Source organism: Sphingopyxis granuli NBRC 100800, from assembly GCF_001591045.1.
GTDB classification, from domain to species: Bacteria; Pseudomonadota; Alphaproteobacteria; order Sphingomonadales; family Sphingomonadaceae; genus Sphingopyxis; species Sphingopyxis granuli.
In genome coordinates this window covers 19,861-42,280 of the sequence record NZ_BCUA01000009.1, presented here as the reverse complement: position 1 = coordinate 42,280, position 22,420 = coordinate 19,861, and the positions used below count along the sequence as shown (strand labels likewise).

Below are 22,420 nucleotides of genomic sequence, written 5' to 3'. Positions count from 1 at the left end.
GCAAAATGGTGCCCAGAAGAGGACTCGAACCTCCACGACCTTGCGATCGCCAGCACCTGAAGCTGGTGCGTCTACCAATTCCGCCATCTGGGCACGGGGTAGGAGCGGGCGCTTAGCGGCGGGGGCTGGCGCTTGTCAACCGCGCTGCACGGGCGCGGCGCGATTATTTTGCCGAAGCGCGGATTTGCGTCGCCGCCCGCGACACATGCCCTTGCCCCCGCGGGCGCTTCGCGGCATGGGAGCGCGAGCGGCGCCGCGGCGCCGGTGGAGAATCGGATACAGGGCGACGCGATGCGCAACCTCGACGGACAATTGATCACGGTGCTGGGCGGCGGCGGGTTCGTCGGCCGCTATGTCGTGCAACGCCTGCTGACGCTGGGCGCGCGGGTGCGCGTCGCGCAGCGCGACCCGCGCGCGGCGGTGTTCCTGAAGCCGCTCGGCGGCCTGGGCCAGACGCAGTTCGTCGCCGCCGACGTGCGCGATGCGGCGAGCGTCGCGCGCGCGGTCCAGGGCAGCGACGCCGTCGTCAACCTCGCCGGCAGCTTCGACGCGATGCACGCGGTGCAGGCGGAGGGCGCCGGCCATGCCGCCGCCGCCGCAAAAGCAGCGGGCGCGAGCGCCTTCGCCCATGTTTCGGCGATCGGCGCCGATCGCGACAGTGCCTCGGCCTATGGCCGCAGCAAGGGCGACGGCGAGGCCGCGGTCCGCGCCGCCTTCCCCGAAGCGACGATTCTGCGCCCGTCGATCGTCTTCGGGCGCGAGGACCGGTTCATCAACCGTTTCGCGGCGCTAATGCGCATGACGCCGGTCGTCCCGGTGATCGCGCCGGAGACGAAGCTCCAGCCCGTCTATGTCGGCGATGTCGCCGATGCGGTGGTCGCGGCGCTCGCCGCGCCGGCCGCAAGCGACCTGTTCGAACTGGGCGGGCCGCAGGTGCTGACGATGGCCGCGCTGCAGCAGTGGATCGCCGCCGCGACCGGACGAAAGCGGCTGTTCGTCGAGGTGCCCGACGCCGTCGCGGGGGCGCTCGCCGCCGGGCTGGGCTGGCTGCCCGGCGCGCCGATCACCCGCGATCAGTGGCGGATGCTGCAGGTCGACAATGTCGTCGCCCCCGGCGCCGCCGGGCTCGCGCAGCTCGGCATCACGCCGACGTCGCTCGCCGCGGTCGCCGAGGGCTGGCTCGTCCAGTATCGCCGCCACGGCCGCTTTGCCGGGGCCGCGGCGCGTTAACCGCCCGCTCCGGCGCGCCCGGCCGCGCGCTTTTCAAATAGCGGCTGGAAAAATCCGCACGCGCTGCGTAGGTCCGTCAGGGAAAGGGGCGTCCGGCACCGAGCCGGCCGCCCCTTCGCCTATTCGTCTTCGCTTCGCAGGATCGTTCATGCCCCCAGCCGATTTGCCGTTCGCTCCCCCTCCCCCCCCGCTTGCCCCTCCCCCTGGGCACGCGCCGGCGGGAGAGCGTCGATGAGCCTGTGGCTGACCGCGATCATCCTCGGCATCGTCGAGGGGCTGACCGAATTCCTGCCCGTCTCCTCGACCGGCCACCTGATCCTCGCGACCGAGCTGCTCGGCTATGACGCGGCGCGCTGGGCGGTGTTCAACATCGCGATCCAGCCGGGCGCGATCCTCGCGATCGTCGTCCTCTACCGGCGGCTGTTCCGCGAGATGATCGTCGGCTTCTTCCGGCGCGATCCGGTGGCGATCGCCTTCGTGCGCAACCTGCTGCTCGCCTTCCTGCCCGCGGTCGTCCTGGGGCTCGCGTTCGGCGATTATATCGAGGCGCTGCTCGAAAACGCCGTCGTCGTCGCCTGGGCGCTGGTGATCGGCGGGGTCGCCATCCTGCTCGTCGAGCGGTTCGCGAAACCCGTCGACAGCGGTGGGGTCGCTGCGCTGACGACGCGCCAGTCGATCATCGTCGGCCTTGTCCAGTGCATCGCGATGATCCCGGGGGTCAGCCGCTCGGGCGCGACGATCATGGGCGCGATGGCGCTCGGCATCGACCGCAAGACCGCCGCCGAATTCAGCTTCTTCCTTGCCCTGCCGACGCTGACCGGCGCGACGGTGCTGCAGCTTGCCAAGCATCACGAATCGATCACCCGGAACGACCTGGGCCTGATCGCGCTCGGCGCGTTCGTGTCCTTCATCGTCGCCTGGGCGGTGATCAAGGCCTTCCTCGCCGTCGTGACGCGATACGGATTCGGCCCCTTCGCCTGGTATCGAATCATCGTCGGCGCCGCGGCGCTGGTCTGGCTGGCCCTAAGATAGGTCCGATATTTTACTAATTTTGAAAGATGATTGCGTGAGATAAGCGACTTTCCAGAATCGAGCGGATTTAAGGTCAGCATTACTGCCTTAAATCCGCTTTTCCTGATGACAGCCTTTCGGCGCTCCTGCATCCGCCCTCGCAACGAAGGGAAAAAATGCATGGCTGCCGATCGCATGCTCCAGTTCGTGGGGCACGACCAATCCTATCCCGACAAGCGCTCGCCGGAGGAGCGCGCGCGCGATTTCCGCGAGATCGCCGAGCGCTACGCCGCGCCCGATGCGCGCGATCAGTCGGCGCGCTGTTCGCAGTGCGGCGTGCCCTATTGCTCGGTGCATTGTCCGCTGCACAACCACATCCCCGAATGGCTGCGCCTGACCGCGGAGGGGCGGCTGCGCGAGGCGTACGAGCTGTCGAACGCGACCTCGACGATGCCCGAGATCTGCGGCCGCATCTGCCCGCAGGACCGGTTGTGCGAAGGCAATTGCGTGATCGAGAGCGCGGGTCACGGCGCTGTGACCATCGGCAGCGTCGAGAAATACATCACCGACACCGCCTGGGCCGAGGGCTGGGTCGAGCCGGTCCGCGCGGGCCCGGCGACGGGCCAGTCGGTGGGCATCGTCGGCGCCGGCCCGGCCGGGCTGACCGCCGCCGAATATCTGCGCGTCGCGGGGCACGAGGTGCATGTCTATGACCGCCACGACCGCGCCGGCGGCCTGCTCACCTACGGCATTCCCGGCTTCAAGCTGGAGAAGGAGGTGGTGATGCGCCGCATCGAGCGGCTCGCCGAAAGCGGCATCCACTTCCACGCCGGGTTCGAGGTGGGCCGGGACGCGACGCTCGACGCGCTGCGCCAGCGGCACGACGCGGTGCTGATCGCGACCGGCGTCTACAAGGCGCGCGAGATCGCCGTCCCCGGCAAGGATGCCGAGGGCGTGGTCGCCGCGCTCGACTATCTGATCGCCTCGAACCGCAAGGGGTTCGGCGATGCGGTCCCCGCGTTCGACGACGGGCGGCTGAATGCCGAGGGCAAGCATGTCGTCGTCATCGGCGGCGGCGACACCGCGATGGACTGCGTTCGCACCGCGATCCGCCAGGGCGCGAAGTCGGTCAAATGCCTCTATCGCCGCGACCGGGAGAATATGCCGGGCTCGCAGCGCGAAGTCGCCAATGCCGAGGAGGAAGGCGTCGAGTTCGTGTGGCTGGCGGCGCCCGAGCGCTTCACCGCCGACAAGGCGGTCCGGCAGGTCGCGGCGCAGGGCATGCGCCTCGGCGCGCCCGACGCGAGCGGCCGCCGCAACCCCGAGCCCGATCCGGGCCGCAGCTTCGACCTACCCGCCGACATGGTGATCAAGGCGCTCGGTTTCGACCCGGAGGAACTGCCGCACCTGTTCGGCGCCCCCGACCTCAGCGTCACGCGCTGGGGCACGCTGCGCGTCGATCACCAGACGATGATGACCAGCCTGCCCGGCGTGTTCGCCGCGGGCGACATCGTGCGCGGCGCCAGCCTGGTCGTCTGGGGCATCCGCGACGGCCGCGACGTCAGCGAACAGATGGCAAAGTGGTTGAAGGTCAAGGCAAAAACCGAAAAGAAGGCGGCATGATCAACAGGAAGGAATCATGACCATGTCGAGCTGGAAATCGCTGGCGCTCGCCGGCACCGTCGCGCTGCTGTCCCCCGCCGCGCCCGCCTGGGCCGAACCCGAGGAAGCGCCGGCGGCAGAGGTCGTCGCCGACGATTCGATGCTGAGCGAAAGCAGCCTTGCCGATGCCAAGGCGCGGATGCGCAAGGAAATGGACGAAGCCATCGCGCTCGTCGAAAGGATATTCGCAACCGACACGCTGCCGCCGATCGACCCCGCGCAGCTCGCGCTCGCGCAGCAGACGACGGCCGCGCTGATTCCCGCGGGCAGCCTCGAGCGGATGCTCGACAATCTCTACGGCAAGGTCTTCAAGTCGATCATGGCGCAGGTCGACGGCGCGTCGGACCTGATGATCGGCATCAAGACCGGCGTCGACAGCGACACGATCGCCGCGCTCGACGCGCCGAGCAAGCAGGCGATCGCCGACCTGTTCGACCCCCATCGCAAGCAGCGCGAAGAGCAGGTGACCGCCGTCATCAAGCCGGTGATCAGCGAGGTGCTCGCCGACCTCGAACCGCCGATGCGCGCGGGGCTTGCGCGCGCCTATGCCCGCACCTTCGCCGCCGACCAGCTCGGCCAGTTCAACGCCTTCTTCGCCACCCCCGCCGGCCAGGCCTATGCCCGCGAATGGATGGCACTGCAGGCCGATCCGGAGGTGATGCTGGCGATGATCAAGGCCGTTCCGCCGCTGGCGGACAAGGTCATCGACCGCGCGCCGCAGGTCGAGGGTCAGCTCAAGGAGCTGCCGAAGGAACGCGCGCTGGCCGACCTGAGCGACGCCGAACTGCGCAAGCTCGCCAAACTGCTCAAGGTCGACGTCAAGACGCTCAAGGAAACGCGCGATTCGTGGAATGCGCCGGTCGAGACCACCGAAGCCGCGGCCAGCGACGAATGGAGCTATACCGACGATGCCGTCGACGCGGCCGCCGATGCGGCGGCCGCAGCCGCGGACGATTACGACGCGGGCCACGACCGCTCCAACTGGTCCGAGGCCGACCGCAAGGCGGTCGAGGAACTGGAAGCGGCAACCTACGAAGCCGAACAGAGTGCCGCCGCCAACGCGCGCAAGCGGCTCGGCATGACCGATCCGACCTCATAGTCAGGAACGAAGACATGACCCATTACCCCACCCCCGACCATGCGCGGCTCGCCGAAACCGGCATGTATCGCCCCGACCTCGAATCCGATGCCTGCGGCGTCGGGCTGGTCGCCGCGACCGACGGCAAGCCGTCGCGCCGCGTCGTCGATGCGGCGATCGAGGCGCTGCGCGCGGTGTGGCACCGCGGCGCGGTCGATGCCGACGGCAAGACGGGGGACGGGGCGGGCATCCATGTCGACCTGCCCGAACGCTTCTTCGACGATGCGATCGCGGCGTCGGGGCACAAGGTGCGCCCGAACCGCCTCGCCGTCGGCATGGTCTTCCTGCCGCGCACCGACCTGGGCGCGCAGGAAGCGTGCCGGACGATCGTCGAGGCGGAGATCATCGATGCGGGCTACACCATCTACGGCTGGCGGCAGGTGCCCGTCGACGTGTCGGTGATCGGCGACAAGGCGCAGCGCACGCGCCCGGAGATCGAGCAGATCATGATCGCCGGTCCGCTGCCCGAGGAACAGTCGCTCGCCGAATTCGAAAAGCAGCTCTATCTCGTCCGCCGCCGGATCGAGAAGAAGGTGATCGCGGCGCAGATCCACGATTTCTATATCTGCTCCCTGTCGGGTCGCTCGATCATCTACAAGGGGCTGTTCCTGGCCGAGAGCCTGGCCGATTTCTATCCCGACCTGACCAACCGCCTGTTCGAAAGCCGGGTCGCGATCTTCCACCAGCGCTATTCGACCAACACCTTCCCGCAATGGTGGCTGGCCCAGCCCTTCCGCTGCCTCGCCCATAACGGCGAGATCAACACGATCCGCGGCAACCGCAACTGGATGAAGAGCCACGAGATCAAGATGGCGAGCCTCGCCTTCGGCGAGCATTCGGAGGACATCAAGCCGGTGATCCCCGCGGGCGCCAGCGACACCGCGGCGCTCGACGCGGTGTTCGAGACGCTGTGCCGCGCCGGCCGCGACGCGCCGACCGCGAAGCTGATCCTCGTTCCCGAGGCATGGGGGCACGACGACGATATCCCCGACGCGCACAAGGCGATGTACGCCTATCTCGCCAGCGTCACCGAGCCGTGGGACGGCCCCGCCGCGCTGGCGATGACCGACGGCCGCTGGGCGGTGGCGGGGATGGACCGCAACGCGCTGCGCCCGCTGCGCTACACGCTGACCGCCGACAATCTGCTCGTCGTCGGATCGGAAAGCGGCATGGTGCTGCTGCCGGAGGCGAGCATCCGCAAGAAGGGCCGCCTCGGCCCCGGCCAGATGATCGCGGTCGACCTCGACGAAGGAACGCTTTACGAGGATCGCGCGATCAAGGACCGCATCGCCGGCGCGCAGGACTATGCCTCGCGCGTCAAGGGCTTCCGTACCATGGCCGACCTGCCGAAGGGCGGCAAGGCCAGCCTTCCCGCGTGGGACCGCGCCGAACTGCTGCGCCGCCAGGTCGCGGCGGGCCTGACGATGGAGGACATGGAACTGATCCTGTCGCCGATGGTCGAGGATGCCAAGGAAGCGATCGGATCGATGGGCGACGACACGCCGCTCGCGGTCATCTCGGACAAGCCGCGCCACGTCGCGCAATTCTTTCGCCAGAATTTCAGCCAGGTCACCAACCCGCCGATCGACTCCCTGCGCGAACGGCATGTGATGAGCCTCAACACCCGCTTCTCCAACCTCGGCAACATCCTCGACGAAAAGGGGCAGAGCGCGCACGTCCTCGTCATCGATTCACCGGTGCTCGTCGGCGACGACTGGGATCGGCTGCGCGCCTATTTCGGCGACGCGGTCGCCGACATCGACTGCACCTTCGCCGCCGGCGACGACGCCTCGGCGCTGCGCGACGCGATCGCGCGCATCCGCCGCGAGGCGGAGGACGCGGTGCGCGCCGGGCGCAGCGAGCTGTTCCTGACCGACCAGGCCATCGGCCCCGACCGCGTCGGCGTCGCGATGGTGCTCGCCGCCGCCGCGGTCCACACTCACCTGGTCCGCAAGGGGCTGCGCAGCTATGCCTCGATCAACATCCGCTCGGCCGAGGTGCTCGACACCCACGCCTTCGCGGTGCTGGTCGGCGTCGGCGCAACCACCGTCCACGCCTATCTGGCCGAGGCGAGCATCGCCGACCGCCACGCGCGCGGCCTGTTCGGCGACCTGTCGCTCGACGACTGCCGCGCCCGCTTCCGCAAGGCGATCAACGACGGGCTGCTCAAGATCATGGCGAAGATGGGGATCGCGGTGATCTCCAGCTATCGCGGCGGCTATAATTTCGAGGCGGTCGGCCTGTCGCGCGCGCTCGTCAACGATCTCTTCCCCGGCATGCCGGCAAAGATTTCGGGCGAAGGCTATCAGTCGCTGTTCATCAACGCGACCGACAAGCACGAGGCGGCGTTCGACAATCGTGTCATCGCGCTGCCCGTCGGCGGTTTCTACCGCCAGCGCGCGGGGGGCGAGGCGCACGCCTATTCGGCGCAGCTCATGCACCTGCTCCAGACCGCGGTCGCGACCGACAGCTATTCGACCTATCTGCAATTCTCGCGCGGGGTCGACGATCTGCCGCCCGTCTATCTGCGCGACCTGCTCGAATTCAACTTTCCGCAGCAGGGCGTCCCGCTCGACAGCGTCGAGGCGATCACCGAGATTCGCAAGCGCTTCGTCACCCCCGGCATGTCGCTCGGCGCGCTGTCGCCGGAGGCGCACGAGACGCTGGCGATCGCGATGAACCGCATCGGCGCGAAGGCGGTGTCGGGCGAAGGCGGCGAGGACAGCGCGCGCTATCATCCCTATCCGAACGGCGACAATGCCAACAGCAACATCAAGCAGATCGCCAGCGGCCGTTTCGGCGTCACCGCCGAATATCTGGGCGCCTGCGACGAGATAGAGATCAAGGTCGCGCAGGGCGCCAAGCCCGGCGAGGGCGGACAGCTTCCGGGCTTCAAGGTCACCGAGTTCATCGCGCGGCTGCGCCATTCGACACCGGGCGTGATGCTGATCTCCCCGCCGCCGCACCACGACATCTATTCGATCGAGGACCTCGCGCAGCTCATCTACGACCTCAAGCAGATCAACCCGCGCGCGCGCGTCTGCGTGAAGCTCGTCAGCTCCGCGGGCATCGGCACCGTCGCGGCGGGCGTCGCCAAGGCGCACGCCGACGTCATTCTCGTCTCGGGCAACACCGGCGGTACCGGCGCCAGTCCGCAGACCAGCATCAAATATGCCGGCACCCCGTGGGAAATGGGGCTGTCGGAGGTCAATCAGGTGCTGACCCTCAACGGGCTGCGCCATCGTATCCGCCTGCGCACCGACGGCGGGCTCAAGACCGGCCGCGACATCGTGATCGCGGCGATCCTCGGCGCCGAGGAGTTCGGCATCGGGACGCTCAGCCTCGTCGCGATGGGCTGCATCATGGTGCGCCAGTGCCATTCGAACACCTGCCCGGTCGGCATCTGCACCCAGGACGAAAAGCTGCGCGCCAAATTCGGCGGCAGCCCCGAAAAGGTCATCAATCTGATGACCTTCATCGCCGAGGAGGTGCGCGAGATCCTCGCCAGACTCGGCTGCCGCAGCCTCGACGAGGTGATCGGGCGCACCGAACTGCTGCGTCAGGTCAGCCGCGGCGCCGAGCATCTCGACGATCTCGACCTCAACCCGCTGCTGGCCAAGGTCGACGCGCCCGACGAGGAACGCCGGTCGCAGGGTCCGAACTTCCGCAACCCGGTGCCCGACAGCCTCGACGCGCAGATACTGAGCGACGCGAAGCCGCTGTTCGAGCGCGGCGAGCGGATGCAGCTCACCTACAATGTCCGCAACACGCACCGCGCCGTCGGCACCCGGCTGTCGGCGGAGATCACCGCGCGGTTCGGGATGAACGGGCTGGCCGACGACCATGTCCAGGTGCGTCTGCGCGGCACCGCGGGCCAGTCGCTCGGCGCCTTTCTGTGCAGCGGCATCACGCTCGAGGTGTTCGGCGACGCCAACGACTATGTCGGCAAGGGCTTGTCGGGCGGCCGCATCGTCGTGCGCCCGACCGTGTCGAGCCCGCTGGTCAGCCAGCACAACAGCATCGTCGGCAACACCGTCCTCTATGGCGCGACCGCGGGCACGCTGCTCGCCGCGGGGCAGGCGGGCGAGCGCTTCGCGGTGCGCAACTCGGGCGCGCGCGTCGTGATCGAGGGCTGCGGCGCGAACGGCTGCGAATATATGACCGGCGGCACCGCGGTGATCCTCGGCCCCGTCGGCTCGAACTTCGGCGCCGGCATGACCGGCGGCATGGCTTTCGTCCTCGACGAGGACGGCAGCTTCGAACGCCATGCGAACGGCGAATCGATCCAGTGGCAGCGGCTCGACAGCGCGCATTGGGAAGGCGTGCTGAAGACGCTGATCGCCGAGCATGCCGCGGCGACGGGCAGCCGCTGGTCGGCCGAAATCCTGTCCGACTGGGACCGCCGCCGCGCGCAGTTCTGGCAGGTCTGTCCGAAGGAGATGGTCGCCCGCCTCGCCCACCCGCTGAGCGACTCCGATATCGCGGTCGAAGCGGCGGAATGACGCGGACGCGGCATGGACGGCATGCCGCGTTCAGCGCAGCGAAAGCGACTCGCGCCTATGATCCGCGCTTCGATTTCCGGTCGAAAGGACGACGCCATGCGCTGGACCATCGCTGCCCTCCCCCTGCTCGCGCTCGCGCTCGCGGCGCCGCTGCCTGCGGCGGCGGGCGAACATGATACGCGCGGCGCCGTCGCGGCGCTGAACGACCCCCTGCTCCAGGATCGCATGGCCGACACGGTGACGGCGCTGATCGGGGCGCTGATGCAGCTCAACGTCGGCCCGCTCGCGCAGGCCGTGGCGCAGATCGACCCCGAATCCGACGCCGCCTACATCCCGCCCGACGCGACGCTGGGCGAGGTCGCGGGCAAAGACGATCCCTATTATGCCGAGCGGATGGGCGACGACGTTCGCGCTGGCGCGCGCATGGCCGGCCACGCGGCCTCGGCGCTGGCGGCCTATGCCCCGGTTCTCAAGGATATGGCGCGCGACCTTGCCGCCCAATGGGAACGCGAACGCGACGCCGCGCGGCGCTGAAAACCGCCATAGCCGTTGCGCCCCGCAGCCGCTATGTCGAAGCCATGTGGCAGCTCTATCAATTTCCGCTTTGTCCCTTTTCCCGCAAGATCAGGCTTTTGCTGGGCGAAAAGGGGGTCGGCTATGAATTGCTGCGCGAGTCGCCGTGGGAGCGGCGCGACGAGTTCATCGACCTCAATCCCGCCGGCCGCACCCCGGTGATGGTCGACGAGGGTCGCGGGCAGGTGCTGATCGACAGCAATGCGATCGCCGAATATTTCGAGGAGACGGTCGAGGGCAAGGCGATGATCAACGGCACCGCCGCGCAGCGTGCCGAGATCCGCCGTCTGGTCGCGTGGTTCGACCAGGATTTCTTTTACGAGGTGACGGGCCCGCTGCTGTTCGAGCGGATGCAGAAGCGCATCGTCCACCGCCAGCCCCCCGACGGCGGCGCGCTGCGCGAGGCGATGAAGGCGGCGAACAACCATCTCGACTATGTCGACTATCTGATCGACCATCGCACCTGGCTCGCCGGCGCGACGATGAGCCTCGCCGACCTCGCCGCCGCCGCGCACATCTCGGTCGCCGACTATCTGGGCGGCATCGACTGGACCGGGCACGAACAGACCAAGGGCTGGTATTCGGGACTCAAGTCGCGCCCCAGCTTCCGCCCGCTGCTCGCTGAGCGGATGGAGATCGTCACCCCGCCGAAATACTACGAAGACGTGGACTTTTGACGCGCCACGGAATGCGAAGCGTTCCGAAGCGTCAACCCCCGCGAAAGCGGGGGTCGGTGGCACGCTGACACCGTCCCATCGGGGCGGACAACCGCAACCCGGGCCTGGCCTCCATCTACCCCCGGCGCCGTGCTGTCAGCAGATAGTTGAGCGCCTCGCTGCCGCCGAGCTTGAACCCCCGCGCCGGCGACGGCGACAGGCCGGTGCGGTCGACCACCTCCAGCCCCGCCCCCTCAATCAGGCCGGTCAGCTCGTCGGGCCGCAGGAAGCGGTCCCAGTCGTGGGTGCCGCGCGGCACCGCGCCGACGCGCTCGGCCGCCTCGACGAGCAGCAGCTTCGACAGCGTCGTGCGGTTCGGCGTCGACAGGATCATCAGCCCGCCCGGCGCGAGCCGCGCCGCCAGTTCGGCGACGAAGGCGGCCGGGTCGGCGACATGCTCGACCACCTCCATCGAGGTGACGAGGTCGAAGGTCGCGGGCGACAGCGCGGCCAGTTCGCCCGCGTGATAGGCGATCGCCAGCCCCTGCCCCGCCGCATGCGCGCGCGCCGCGCCGATATTCTCGGGCGCCGCGTCGACGCCCGTCACCGCCGCGCCCATGCGCGCCAGCGGCTCGGCGAGCAGCCCGGCGCCGCAGCCGACGTCGAGCGCGGACCTGCCGGCGAGCGGACGGCGCTCGCGGCTGTCGGCGTGCCAGTGCGCGTCGATCTGCTGCCGGATATAGGCGAGGCGGACCGGGTTCAGGCGATGAAGCATCGCCGAGGACCCGCGCGGGTCCCACCAGTCGGCGGCGAGCGCCCCGAAATGGGCGGCTTCCTGCGGATCGATCGTCGCGGCGTTCATGCCCCGCGATGTGGCACTCCTGCCCCGGCGACGCAAGAAAATTGCCGTCCGGGCGCGGTCGACGCGGCATCGGAACGCCTACGATTGCCCGCGGCCAAGAAAATATATCCCCACCGCCCGCTCGCCGCCTTGCCATAGCCCCTCCCCTTGCCTAACAGCGGCGCGCCCGCAGGATTCCACGGAAAAGTTGCAGGCGATACCAGTTGCGGAAGGCAGGACGAGATGGCGCGGATCGTGATGAAATTCGGAGGCACGTCGATGGCGGGCACCGAGCGGATTCGCACCGTCGCGAAACTCGTCGCGCGCGAAGTGGCCCAGGGCAACGAGGTCGCCGTGGTCGTCTCTGCGATGGCGGGCGAGACCGATCGGCTGGTCAATTTCTGCCGCGAGGCGAACCCGCGCTACGACCCCGCCGAATATGACGTCGTCGTCGCATCGGGCGAACAGGTGACGTCGGGCCTGCTCGCGCTGACCCTGCAGGCGATGGGCACGCCGGCGCGAAGCTGGCTGGGCTGGCAATTGCCGATCCGCACCGAAGAGGTCCACGCCCGCGCCCGCATCCACGAGATCGAGACCGGCGCGCTGTCTGCGGCGATGGCGCGCGGCGAAGTGGCGGTGATCCCGGGCTTTCAGGGCCTGATGGAGGACGGCCGCATCGCGACGCTCGGCCGCGGCGGGTCGGACACCAGCGCGGTCGCGGTCGCGGCCGCGGTGAAGGCGGACCGCTGCGACATCTATACCGACGTCGACGGCGTCTACACCACCGATCCGCGCATCGTCGCGCGCGCCCGCAAGCTCGATTATGTGACCTATGAGGAAATGCTCGAACTGGCGAGCGTCGGCGCCAAGGTGCTCCAGACCCGCTCGGTCGGGCTCGCGATGAAGGAAGGCGTGCGCGTGCAGGTGCTCTCCAGCTTCGTCGAGGGCGACGAGGCGCCGAAGCGGGGCACGATGATCGTCAGCGATCAGGAAATAGAGGAACTCCACATGGAACGGCAGCTCATCACCGGCATCGCTCTGGCCAAGAATGAGGCGAAGATCATCGTCACCCGCGTGCCCGACCGCCCGGGCGCGGTCGCCAGCATCTTCGGCCCGCTGGCCGCGGCGGGGATCAACGTCGACATGATCATCCAGAATGTCGGCCGCGACAAGGGCGAGACCGACGTGACCTTCACCGTGCCCGAAACCGACCTCATCCGCTCGATCGACCTGCTGGAGGCCGCGAAGGACAAGATCGGCTTCAACCGTATCCTGTCGGACGACAAGGTCGCGAAGATCAGCGTCGTCGGCGTCGGGATGAAGAGCCATGCCGGCGTCGCGAGCACGATGTTCCGCGCGCTCGCGGACCGCAGCATCAACATCCAGGCCATCTCGACCAGCGAGATCAAGGTCAGCGTGCTGATCGACGAGGACGAGACCGAACTCGCGGTGCGCGTGCTGCACACCGCCTACGGGCTCGACGCCGAATAATAGCCTCCCCCGCGACCTGTCGACGCATCGCCATCGGTCCGTCGCAGACGGGGAACATTGGACCGGCCCCGCGAGTTTCCTGTTCGCCGCAGCATGACGGTATGCCTGCGGCATTTTGCAGGAGACTGAAAATGGCCAACCCGAACCAGCAGGGTCAGAACCCCCAGAAGGGAGGCCGCGATCAGGGTCGCGAGCAGCAACAGCAGCAGCAGGGCGGTCAGAACCGCCAGCAGGGCGAACAGCCGCGCCGCGATCAGCAGAATCGCGAACCGCAGCAGCGCTGACAAGACTGCATGAAAAAGGGGCCGCCCCAGCCGGGGACGGCCCCTTTTTGCTGCGCCGGTCAGAAACGCGCCTTGATCGTTCCGCCCCATGTGCGCGGATCGCCGGGCAGGCCGGTGATCAGGCCCGTATTGCCCGGCCCGACGCTGAGCTGGTCGATATAATTCTGATCGAAGGCATTGCGGACCCAGGCGAAGAGGTCGAAGCCACTCTCCGTCCGGAACCCAGCGCGGAAGTTCGCCAGCGAATAGCCCTTGACCCAAGTATAGGCCGACGGCGTCGGGTTCGACGACCAGTCCGACCGATAGCTGCCGTCATAGCCGAAATAGAATTGCCCATCCTGGTCGAAGAGCTTCGACTCCGCATTGACCTCGGCCCCAAAGGAAAAGGCCCATTTCGAAACCCCCGGCAGCCGCTGGCCCGAAACATCGCAGTTCGGCGGACTGGTCGTCCCACCCGACTGCTCGGGCGCGCACGGCGCATCGACGAATTTCACATATTTGGCGTCCGTATAGGCGCCGTTGACATAGGCCCGGAAGCGTTCGCTCGGACGGATCGAGAAATCGCCCTCGACGCCCTGCGTCCGCACCTTCCCCGCATTGGCAAGATAGCCGCGCAGCACGCCGAACTGGCCGTTGTTCACATTGGCCTGGAAATTCGCGATGTCGGTGCGAAAGGCAGTGAGGTTGAAGGTCGCGCGGCGATCCCAATATTCGGCCTTGATGCCGACCTCATAGTGATTGACCGACTCCGGCTTCACCGTCGCGGCGCCGAGCAGCGGATTGTTGTTCGCATCGTTCGGCACGCCATTCTGGTTGATCCCGCCCGATTTGAACGTCTTGGCATAGGTCGCATAGAGGAGCAGGTCGCGCGTCGCCTTGTATGTCGCGGTCAGGTCATAGCTGAAGTTCCAGTCGCTGAACTCGGGCGCATATTCCTGCGGCGCGAACACGCCGAGCCGCGCGAGCGTGACCGCGTCGGTCGGCCCGAAAACGACCGGCGTCCCGTCGCCCGCGAAGACGCGCCGCTGATAAAAGCCCTCCTTCTTGTCGTAGTTCAGCCGGACGCCGGGCTGGATCGTGAACTGGTCGCTGATCTTCCAGCTCGCCTTCACGAACAGCGCGGCGCTGGTATTTTTCAGGAACTGGGTATTGATCGCGGTCAGCCCGTCGAGCACCGACGGGGTGCAAGCAAGCTGGTTCGACGCACTCGGACCGCAACCGGTCACCAGCGGATCGAAGAGCGTCGAATCGCTTCCTGGATTGAGCGTCCAGCGGCTCGACGCCGGGCCGTGCTGTTCGGTCCCCTGCGTGTCGATGCGCTGGTAATAGTAGAAGCCGCCGAGCACGAAGTCGAAGCGGTCGCCGGTATAATTATAGCGCAATTCCTGCGTATACTGGTTCTGCTGCGACGGGTTCTGCGACTTGGTGACGATCGGCAGGCCGGTGAAGTCGCGGTCGTTCTCGGGCTGCCAATCCCAATAGCGCCACGCGGTGACCGAGGTCAGCGTGCCGGGGCCGACGTCCCATTTGACGCGCAGCGCGACACCGCCGATCTCGTTCCCGGCGTTGAGGCTGGCGTCGAGGTCGGTCAGCCGGTCATAGGGATTGGTGCTCGGCACGGCATAGCCCTGCGCCGCGGCCAGCGCGGCATATTGGCGGTTCAGCGGGCGCTGCGTCGCGCCGGTGCGGACGAATACGGAGGCGCAGCATACCGCATCCTGCTTGCTCCAGTCGCCCGACAGGGTGACGCTGAGATCATCATTCGGCTGCCACAGCAATTGGCCGCGAATGCCGATATTGTCCTGGCTCTGGACCCAGCGGTCGGTGGTGACGTTATAGATGGTACCGCGGCGGCTGGTCGAAGAAAGCGCGATGCGCGCCGCGAGATGGTTGGTGAGCGGGCCCGAGATGGCGGCCTTCGCCTGCTTGAAATTCAGATTGCCGATGCTGATCTCGGCCTTGCCCTCGAAATCGAAGGTCGGCTGGTTGGTCGTGATGTTGATCGCGCCGGCGGTGGTGTTCTTGCCATAGAGCGTGCCCTGCGGCCCGCGCAGCACCTCAATCTGCGCGACGTCGAGGAAATCGAAGGTCGCGGAGGCGACGCGCGAATAATAGACGTCGTCGACATAGATGCCGACCCCCTGCTCGATCCCGTCGTTGGTCAGGCCGAAAGGCGCGCCGATGCCGCGGATGTTGACCGCGGTATTGCGCGGGTTCGACGAATAGAATTGCAGCGTCGGCGCCAGCTGCTGGAGCCGCCCGACGTTGAAGCTGCCGGTGTTGTCGATCTGGTCGCCGCCGACGACCGAAATGGCGATCGGCACGTCCTGCGCGGTTTCGGCGCGGCGGCGCGCGGTGACGACGATGTCGCCGCCATAGCTGCCGCTGCCTTGGGCATTGGGGGCCGCATCGGGCCGGGGCGCATCGCCGGCCTCCTGTGCGGCGGCGGGCTCTGCCGCGAACAGCAGGGCAAGGGCAAGGGTCCAATAGGATGCCGGAAAGGTCCGGCGGACGGAAGAATATCGGGCAGTCATGGCAATTTCCTGTTGCAAGAAAATTGCCACATCCGGTGGTCCGGTCTGCGGCAGTCGTGGGGGAATATCCCCCGGTCGGGAGCTTGGATCAGTTGGGGTAGCGGTGCCGTTCGGTCACATCGACCTGCACCAGCCGCCCTTCGTGAACGGTGAGCTGGATCGCGCCGAAGCGCAGCTTTTCGAGCGCGTCGAGCACCGTCTGGATCGCGCGCGGCACCGGTTCGCGCTGGCCCGGGGCCTTGTCGGATGAAGCAGACATAATTTCCCTTTCCCTGATCTGATTCGAGGCCAAGCATATGCCAACTGTTTTGGTTGACAATGATTGATTTGCTTTCTGCGGCGAAAGGACGAATTGCCACGCCGAACGGATCCTGGCGGCTGACGGCACCCCCACCCTCTCATCTCGTCATGCTGCATCCATGGCCCGGAGCTCGCCTGAGAGGGCGGTGCCGGTTGATTTCACGCAAAGGCGCGAAGACGTGGGTTTACGGGTGTGAAGGGAGAAAAATCTCACACAAAGACACCAAGAGGGCGACTTGCTCTGCCCCGTCGCGTTCCCACCGCGAAGCGGTTTTCTCCTTTTAGAAACACCGCCTGCGGCGGCAGTCGCCATTTGCGGCAGACACGCCCTCTTGGTGTCTTTGTGTAAGATTTTTTTCGCGCCTTTGCGCCTTTGCGTGAAACAGAACCGCACAGCGCCTGACGACGGACCGGCCATGATTGATATCCGCAGGCAAATGCCGCCATCGCGGGCGCAATCCAATTGCACGCGGGCCCCGCTGCTGGCAAAGGCGCTTGCGATGAGCAAATTGAACGAACTGATGGCACGCGGCACCGAACTTCTCGGCAGCGATTACGCCATCCTCTGCGGCGCGATGAGCTGGGTTTCGGAGCGCCACCTGGTCAGCGCGATCAGCAATGCCGGCGGCTTCGGCGTCATTGCCTGCGGCGCGATGACCCCCGAACTGCTCGATGCGGAGATCGCGGCGACCAGGACGCTCACGAAGCGCGGCTTCGGCGTCAACCTGATCACCATGCACCCGCAGCTTTTCGACCTGATCGCCGTGTGCACCAGCCACGGCATCGGGCATGTCGTGCTGGCGGGGGGCCTGCCGCCGAAGGGCAGCCTCGAGGCGATCAAGGCATCGGGCGCGAAGGTCATCTGCTTCACGCCGACGCTGGCGCTGGGAAAGAAGCTGGTCCGCTCAGGCGTCGATGCGCTGGTGATCGAGGGGATGGAGGCGGGCGGCCATATCGGCCCCGTCTCGACCAGCGTCCTCGCGCAGGAGATATTGCCCGAACTGGCGGGCGAGGTGCCGATCTTCGTCGCGGGCGGCATCGGCCGCGGCGAGGCGATCGCCGGCTATCTGGAAATGGGGGCTTCGGGCGTCCAGCTCGGCACGCGCTTCGTCTGCGCGACCGAAAGCATCGCGCACCCGGCCTTCAAGAAGGCCTTCATCCGCGCCTCGGCGCGCGACGCGATCGCCAGCGTGCAGATCGACCCGCGCCTGCCGGTGATCCCGGTCCGCGCGCTCAAGAACGCCGGGACCGAAGCCTTCACCGCCAAGCAGCGCGAGGTCGCGAACCTGCTCGACGCCGGAACGGTCGACATGGCCGCCGCCCAGTTGGAGATCGAGCATTACTGGGCGGGCGCGCTGCGCCGCGCGGTGATCGACGGCGACGTCGAAAACGGCTCGTTAATGGCAGGGCAATCTGTCGGCATGGTAACAGGCGAAGAGAGCGTCGCAGAGATTATCGCATCGCTGGCACGGCAGGCCGAAGCGGCCTTGCAAACTCGGGGTTGACGCCGCATCGCAGGTGCGGTTGGGGAGAAGGTCATGAAGTTGTCGCGCAAGATCATCGTAGCCGGGCTGCTGGCGAGCGTCGCCGCCTGCGCCCCGAAGCCGCCGCCGCCGCCACCCCCGCCACCGCCGCCGCCGCCGGTGGTGATCGTGGTGCCGCCGCGTCCGCTGCCGCCGGGCAGCGCCTCGCTGACCCAGATCCTGCCGGGCCGCGCGCTCGACGGCCGCTTCGTCACCGCGAACAGCAACCTCAGCGGCGACCGCGCCTTCTGGCAGCTCAAGATCGGGCTCAACGTCGCCGCGATCGGGTGTCGCGGGCTCGAGGAAGCGACGCTGGTCTCGGCCTACAACAATATCATCAAGACGCATGCCAAGGTGATCCGTTCGACCGAAAAGACGGTGATCAGCGAGCTCGGCAAGGAAACGAAGACCAACGGCATCTCGGCGCGCGACAAGCTGTCGACGCAGCTTTTCAACTATTTCGCGCAGCCCCCGGCGCAGCGCGATTTCTGCCCGCGCGCCAACGAGGTCGCCCAGCTCGTCTCGACCTCCCCCAGCGCGCAGGTCGTCGAACAGGCGGGGACGCTGCTCGCGCGGCTCGACCAGCCCTTCGTCGATTTCTATGAGGCCTATGCCCGGTACCAGGCCGACGTCGCGGCGTGGGATGCCAAATATGCCCCGGCGCCGGCGATCATGACGACGCCGGCGATCGACACCGCGGTACAGCCGTCGACCAGCACGGTCACGGCGCCGGTCGACGGCTGAGCCTTTTCGCAGGGGGATGCGCGCGGCAGCGATGGCGTTGCCGCCGGGCTTCTGATAGCAGGGCTGGCGATGACCAATGCCCCTCCCCCGCCCTCGACCGCCGCGCAGTCGGCCCGCACGATCCTGACGCGGCTGCACGAGGTGATGGCGTCGCGCACCAATGCGCAGGGAAAGCTCAACCAGGTCGTCGGCATCATCGGCGAATGCCTCCACAGCGAGGTCTGCTCGATCTATCTGCTGCGCGGCGGCACGCTCGAACTCTATGCGACCCGCGGCCTCAACCAGGATGCGGTACACGTCACCCGCCTCGCGCTCGGCGAGGGGCTGGTCGGCACGATCGCGCAGCAGATCGAGACGCTGAACCTCGACGAGGCGGCCGCGCACCCGGACTTTTCCTATCGCCCGGAAACCGGCGAGGAACTGTTTCACAGCTTCGCCGGCGTCCCGATCATCCGCCGCGAGCAGGCGGTCGGGGTGCTTTGCGTCCAGCAGAGCGACCCGCGCCGCTATGAAGAGATCGAGATCGAGACGCTGCAGACCGTCGCGATGGTGCTGTCCGAACTGATCGCCAACGCCGACCTCGTCGACACCACCGCGCGGATCGACGCCGCGGCGGCCGATCAGTCGGCGCAGCGGCTGACCGGCCAGAAGCTCGTCGACGGCATGGGGGCCGGCATCGCGGTGTTCCACCAGCCGCGCATCACGATCGAACATACGGTCGCCGACGACATAGAGGCCGAGCGCCACCGCGTCTACGCCGCCTTCGACAAGATGCGCGAGCAGATCGACCGGATGGCCAGCCAGGCGGAGTTCGGCATCGGCGGCGAGCATGAGGAGGTTCTCGAAACCTACAAGATGTTCGCCTATGACGAGGGCTGGTCGCGGCGGATCAACGAGGCGATCGACAGCGGCCTGACCGCCGAGGCGGCGATCGAGCGCGTCCAGCAGCGCACCCGGATGCGGATGCGCCAGATCGACGACCCGCTGCTGCGCGACCGCATGCACGATCTGGAGGATCTGTCGAACCGGCTGATCCGCATCGTGTCGGGACAGATGGGCACCGCGGCGCAGATGGGCCTGCGGCACGATTCGATCCTGATCGCGCGCAACCTGGGCCCCGCCGAACTGCTCGAATATGACCGGCGGCGGCTCAAGGGCGTGGTGCTCGAGGAAGGCTCGCTGACCGCGCATGTCATCATCGTCGCGCGCGCGATGGGGGTGCCGGTGCTCGGCCGCGCCCGCGCGGTGCGCACCGCGGTCCGCGAAGGCGACCTGCTGCTGCTCGACGCGGGCGCGGGGACGCTGCACGTCCGCCCGACGCAGGCGGTGCAGGACGCGTTCGACGCCAAGCTCGAACTGTCGCAGAAGCGCCGCGCGAGCCTCGCGGCGCTGCGCGACCTGCCCGCGGTCACCCGCGACGGCGTGCCGATCGAACTGATGATCAACGCCGGATTGCGCGAGGACATCGCCGCGCTCGACCTGACCGGCGCCGGCGGAATCGGGCTGTTCCGCACCGAGTTCCAGTTCCTCGTTTCCGCCACCCTGCCCCAGCGCGAGCGGCAGCAGCGGCTCTATCGCGACGTGCTCGACGCGGCGGGCGACCGCCCGGTGGTCTTCCGCACCGTCGACATCGGCGGCGACAAGTCGCTGCCCTACATGAATGTCGACGAGAATGCGCTGGAGGAGAATCCGGCGATGGGCTGGCGCGCGCTGCGCCTCGCGCTCGACCGCGAAGGCCTGCTCAAGGTCCAGGCGCGCGCGCTGATGGAGGCGGCCGCCGGGCGGACGCTGAACGTCATGTTCCCGATGGTGTCCGAACCGTGGGAATATGAAGCCGCGCGCGATCTGTTCGTTCGCCAGCGCGCCTGGCTGAAACAGCATGACAAGAAGCTGCCCGCCGCGATCCGCTACGGCGCGATGCTGGAGGTGCCGGGGCTGATCGAAACGCTCGACCTGATGCTGCCGCATCTCGACTTCCTGTCGATCGGCACCAACGACCTCACCCAGTTCCTGTTCGCCGCCGACCGCGCCCACCCGCGCCTTGCCGAGCGCTACGACTGGCTGTCGCCGACGGTGATGCGCTACATCGCGCGCGTGGTGAGGATCGTCGCGGACAGCAGGGTCCAGCTCGGCGTGTGCGGAGAGATGGGCGGCCGCCCGCTGGAGGCGATGGCACTGCTCGGCGTCGGGATCGAGCGGCTGTCGATCACCCCGGCCGGCGTCGGCCGGGTCAAGGCGATGATCCGCTCGCTCGACCTCGGCGCGCTGCGCGCCGACATTCCGGCGATATTGGCGCACCCCTCCTCCACCCCGCGCGCGCAATATCTCGACTGGGCAAAGGCGCATGGGGTGGATCTGGGGGAATAGCCGCGCAATTTCACCGGTCCCGGACAGACGGAATCCGGATTCTAACAGCCCGTTAACCAATTGCCTCTAGCTTCCGGAAAGCATCTGAAGCGGTCCGGAAGTGGGAGTTTGCCGAAACATGTTCATGCGTGCCGGCCAATTCGATGCGGCGCTTGCGCTGGATGACGACGCCGCGCCGACCATCGCCGTCCTGCTGCCGTGCTACAACGAAGGGCTCGCGATCGGGACGGTGATCGAACGCTTCCGCGCCGCGCTGCCGACCGCGAAAATCTATGTCTACGACAATAACAGCAGCGACGGGTCGGCGGACATCGCCCGGGCCGCCGGGGCTGTGGTGCGCAGCGAACCCCGGCAAGGCAAGGGTTTCGTGGTCCGCCGCATGTTCGCGGATATCGATGCCGACATCTATGTGATGTGCGACGCCGACGAAACCTATGACGCGGCCGTCGCCGGCGATCTTGTCGACCGGCTGGTCGAACATGGCCTCGACATGATCGTGGGAACGCGCGTCGATGTCAGCGGGACCGCCTATCGCCCGGCGCATCGGTTCGGCAACTGGATGCTGACGTCGCTCGTGCGCACGATGTTCGGCGGCGGCTTCAGCGACATGCTGAGCGGCTATCGCATCTTTTCCCGCCGCTTCGTCAAATCCTTCCCCCAGATGTCGCAGGGGTTCGAGATCGAAACCGAGCTGACGATCCACGCCCTGCAACTCGGCATGCCGACCGGCGAAATGCCGACGCGCTTCAAGGATCGCCCGAGCGGATCGGAGAGCAAGTTGCGCACCATTTCCGACGGTGTGCGCATCCTGTGGACGATCGGAACATTGCTCAAGCAGGAAAGGCCGTTCCTGCTGTTCGGCGTCGCATGTCTGGGCCTCGCCGCCTTGTCGCTGCTGCTCGGCTACCCGGTCATTGCGGAGTATCTGCGCAGCGGGACGGTGCCTCGCCTTCCCACCGCCGTTCTGGCCACCGGGATGATGATCCTGGCTTTCCTCAGCCTGTTCAGCGGGTTGATTCTCGACACGGTCACGCGCGGGCGCAAGGAAGCGAAGCTGCTACGCTACTTGGAACTTTCAAGTGTGCATGCCAAGAGCATGCGGTGGCAATTCATGGATTCGAAAAGCCGCCTAGTGCAATGAAGCGGCCTCCTTCCTCTCTTCTCGATGTTACGCGAGGTGTGATCGTGAGGCCGTTCTTGGCTTATGGCGCAGTTTCCGCAATCTGCATGATTTTGCATAATATCATCGTGATTGGCGGCGACCAACTGAATTGGCCTTATTCCCGTTCAATTCTAATATCTTTCGGCCTCGTCACCACAGTTGGCTATGCCTTGCAAAGCCTCCTCACCTTTAATCAGGCGCTCAATAAACGAACATATTTTCGCTACGTTATTGCAATGTCAGCTAACATTCCGCTCGCATTCGTCGCGCTGTGGGTTTGGCACGATGTTGTGAGGCTTGCGATGATCTGGGCTTCACCGATTGCGACTTTCTCTATGGTCGCCATCAACCTTTTACTTAGCCGCTGGGCTATCCTTGTCCAGCCAACCCGAGTGGCGTGAC

Annotated in this window: 17 protein-coding genes and 1 tRNA gene; 14 read left to right on the top strand and 4 right to left on the bottom strand. The window is 67.1% G+C overall.

The window, feature by feature from the left end; genetic code table 11:
- Positions 1–6 precede the first annotated feature (6 nt).
- A tRNA-Leu gene (locus SGR02S_RS03950) sits at positions 7–93 on the bottom strand.
- A 198-nt stretch (positions 94–291) separates the two neighbouring features.
- Here SGR02S_RS03950 and SGR02S_RS03945 point away from each other — a divergent pair.
- The 7 genes from SGR02S_RS03945 to SGR02S_RS03915 all read left to right on the top strand — a co-directional run bounded on the left by SGR02S_RS03945 (position 292) and on the right by SGR02S_RS03915 (position 10,793).
- Positions 292–1,230, top strand: coding sequence for a complex I NDUFA9 subunit family protein (locus tag SGR02S_RS03945; protein WP_067105936.1), 939 nt, complete (start codon positions 292–294; stop codon positions 1,228–1,230).
- Between the two features lie 231 nt (positions 1,231–1,461).
- Positions 1,462–2,262, top strand: a complete 801-nt coding sequence (locus tag SGR02S_RS03940) for an undecaprenyl-diphosphate phosphatase (RefSeq protein ID WP_067105880.1) — start codon at positions 1,462–1,464, stop codon at positions 2,260–2,262.
- 159 nt (positions 2,263–2,421) lie between these two features.
- Positions 2,422–3,864: an NAD(P)-dependent oxidoreductase gene (locus SGR02S_RS03935; protein WP_067105878.1), complete on the top strand. Its 1,443-nt coding sequence runs from the start codon at positions 2,422–2,424 to the stop codon at positions 3,862–3,864.
- Between the two features lie 16 nt (positions 3,865–3,880).
- Complete coding sequence (locus SGR02S_RS03930; protein ID WP_067105876.1) at positions 3,881–5,002, top strand: DUF2059 domain-containing protein; 1,122 nt, start codon at positions 3,881–3,883, stop codon at positions 5,000–5,002.
- Between the two features lie 14 nt (positions 5,003–5,016).
- On the top strand, positions 5,017–9,543 hold the full coding sequence (gene gltB / locus SGR02S_RS03925) for a glutamate synthase large subunit (protein ID WP_067105874.1): 4,527 nt from the start codon (positions 5,017–5,019) through the stop codon (positions 9,541–9,543).
- 96 nt (positions 9,544–9,639) lie between these two features.
- On the top strand, positions 9,640–10,077 hold the full coding sequence (locus SGR02S_RS03920; protein ID WP_067105934.1) for a hypothetical protein: 438 nt from the start codon (positions 9,640–9,642) through the stop codon (positions 10,075–10,077).
- A 44-nt stretch (positions 10,078–10,121) separates the two neighbouring features.
- Entirely contained in the window at positions 10,122–10,793 is a 672-nt protein-coding gene (locus SGR02S_RS03915) for a glutathione S-transferase family protein (protein ID WP_067105932.1), read from the top strand.
- A 115-nt stretch (positions 10,794–10,908) separates the two neighbouring features.
- Here SGR02S_RS03915 and ubiG read toward each other — a convergent pair whose 3' ends face one another.
- Positions 10,909–11,634, bottom strand: a complete 726-nt coding sequence (ubiG, locus tag SGR02S_RS03910) for a bifunctional 2-polyprenyl-6-hydroxyphenol methylase/3-demethylubiquinol 3-O-methyltransferase UbiG (protein WP_067105872.1) — start codon at positions 11,632–11,634, stop codon at positions 10,909–10,911.
- 222 nt (positions 11,635–11,856) lie between these two features.
- On the opposite strand from ubiG, the gene SGR02S_RS03905 reads away from it, so the two are divergent.
- Both SGR02S_RS03905 and SGR02S_RS19950 read left to right on the top strand, forming a co-directional pair.
- On the top strand, positions 11,857–13,104 hold the full coding sequence (locus SGR02S_RS03905; RefSeq protein WP_067105870.1) for an aspartate kinase: 1,248 nt from the start codon (positions 11,857–11,859) through the stop codon (positions 13,102–13,104).
- Positions 13,105–13,235: 131 nt separating this feature from the next.
- Complete coding sequence (locus SGR02S_RS19950; RefSeq protein ID WP_156482964.1) at positions 13,236–13,388, top strand: hypothetical protein; 153 nt, start codon at positions 13,236–13,238, stop codon at positions 13,386–13,388.
- Positions 13,389–13,447: 59 nt separating this feature from the next.
- Here SGR02S_RS19950 and SGR02S_RS03900 read toward each other — a convergent pair whose 3' ends face one another.
- Positions 13,448–15,922, bottom strand: a complete 2,475-nt coding sequence (locus SGR02S_RS03900) for a TonB-dependent receptor (protein WP_067105868.1) — start codon at positions 15,920–15,922, stop codon at positions 13,448–13,450.
- Between the two features lie 88 nt (positions 15,923–16,010).
- The gene (locus SGR02S_RS19505) at positions 16,011–16,181 is read right to left on the bottom strand and encodes a YezD family protein (RefSeq protein WP_082796943.1); all 171 of its coding nucleotides are present in this window, start codon (positions 16,179–16,181) and stop codon (positions 16,011–16,013) included.
- A gap of 541 nt (positions 16,182–16,722) precedes the next feature.
- Here SGR02S_RS19505 and SGR02S_RS03895 point away from each other — a divergent pair.
- The 5 genes from SGR02S_RS03895 (at position 16,723) to SGR02S_RS03875 (ending at position 22,419) form a co-directional block, all read left to right on the top strand.
- The gene (locus SGR02S_RS03895; protein ID WP_067105867.1) at positions 16,723–17,727 is read left to right on the top strand and encodes an NAD(P)H-dependent flavin oxidoreductase; all 1,005 of its coding nucleotides are present in this window, start codon (positions 16,723–16,725) and stop codon (positions 17,725–17,727) included.
- Between the two features lie 33 nt (positions 17,728–17,760).
- Positions 17,761–18,489, top strand: a complete 729-nt coding sequence (locus tag SGR02S_RS03890) for a hypothetical protein (protein ID WP_067105866.1) — start codon at positions 17,761–17,763, stop codon at positions 18,487–18,489.
- 69 nt (positions 18,490–18,558) lie between these two features.
- Positions 18,559–20,856, top strand: coding sequence for a phosphoenolpyruvate--protein phosphotransferase (gene ptsP / locus SGR02S_RS03885; RefSeq protein ID WP_067105864.1), 2,298 nt, complete (start codon positions 18,559–18,561; stop codon positions 20,854–20,856).
- 124 nt (positions 20,857–20,980) lie between these two features.
- On the top strand, positions 20,981–21,997 hold the full coding sequence (locus tag SGR02S_RS03880; protein ID WP_156482963.1) for a glycosyltransferase family 2 protein: 1,017 nt from the start codon (positions 20,981–20,983) through the stop codon (positions 21,995–21,997).
- A gap of 56 nt (positions 21,998–22,053) precedes the next feature.
- Complete coding sequence (locus tag SGR02S_RS03875) at positions 22,054–22,419, top strand: GtrA family protein (protein WP_169799630.1); 366 nt, start codon at positions 22,054–22,056, stop codon at positions 22,417–22,419.
- Position 22,420 lies beyond the last annotated feature (1 nt).

What these genes read in the sequence shown, in the direction of transcription:
- SGR02S_RS03945 (WP_067105936.1), top strand. Translation starts at nt 292, where the DNA reads ATGCGCAACCTCGACGGACAATTGATCACGGTGCTGGGCGGCGGCGGG.
- SGR02S_RS03940 (WP_067105880.1), top strand. Translation starts at nt 1,462, where the DNA reads ATGAGCCTGTGGCTGACCGCGATCATCCTCGGCATCGTCGAGGGGCTG.
- SGR02S_RS03935 (WP_067105878.1), top strand. Translation starts at nt 2,422, where the DNA reads ATGGCTGCCGATCGCATGCTCCAGTTCGTGGGGCACGACCAATCCTAT.
- SGR02S_RS03930 (WP_067105876.1), top strand. Translation starts at nt 3,881, where the DNA reads ATGACCATGTCGAGCTGGAAATCGCTGGCGCTCGCCGGCACCGTCGCG.
- gltB (WP_067105874.1), top strand. Translation starts at nt 5,017, where the DNA reads ATGACCCATTACCCCACCCCCGACCATGCGCGGCTCGCCGAAACCGGC.
- SGR02S_RS03920 (WP_067105934.1), top strand. Translation starts at nt 9,640, where the DNA reads ATGCGCTGGACCATCGCTGCCCTCCCCCTGCTCGCGCTCGCGCTCGCG.
- SGR02S_RS03915 (WP_067105932.1), top strand. Translation starts at nt 10,122, where the DNA reads ATGTGGCAGCTCTATCAATTTCCGCTTTGTCCCTTTTCCCGCAAGATC.
- ubiG (WP_067105872.1), bottom strand. Translation starts at nt 11,634, where the DNA reads ATGAACGCCGCGACGATCGATCCGCAGGAAGCCGCCCATTTCGGGGCG.
- SGR02S_RS03905 (WP_067105870.1), top strand. Translation starts at nt 11,857, where the DNA reads ATGGCGCGGATCGTGATGAAATTCGGAGGCACGTCGATGGCGGGCACC.
- SGR02S_RS19950 (WP_156482964.1), top strand. Translation starts at nt 13,236, where the DNA reads ATGGCCAACCCGAACCAGCAGGGTCAGAACCCCCAGAAGGGAGGCCGC.
- SGR02S_RS03900 (WP_067105868.1), bottom strand. Translation starts at nt 15,922, where the DNA reads ATGACTGCCCGATATTCTTCCGTCCGCCGGACCTTTCCGGCATCCTAT.
- SGR02S_RS19505 (WP_082796943.1), bottom strand. Translation starts at nt 16,181, where the DNA reads ATGTCTGCTTCATCCGACAAGGCCCCGGGCCAGCGCGAACCGGTGCCG.
- SGR02S_RS03895 (WP_067105867.1), top strand. Translation starts at nt 16,723, where the DNA reads ATGAGCAAATTGAACGAACTGATGGCACGCGGCACCGAACTTCTCGGC.
- SGR02S_RS03890 (WP_067105866.1), top strand. Translation starts at nt 17,761, where the DNA reads ATGAAGTTGTCGCGCAAGATCATCGTAGCCGGGCTGCTGGCGAGCGTC.
- ptsP (WP_067105864.1), top strand. Translation starts at nt 18,559, where the DNA reads ATGACCAATGCCCCTCCCCCGCCCTCGACCGCCGCGCAGTCGGCCCGC.
- SGR02S_RS03880 (WP_156482963.1), top strand. Translation starts at nt 20,981, where the DNA reads ATGCGTGCCGGCCAATTCGATGCGGCGCTTGCGCTGGATGACGACGCC.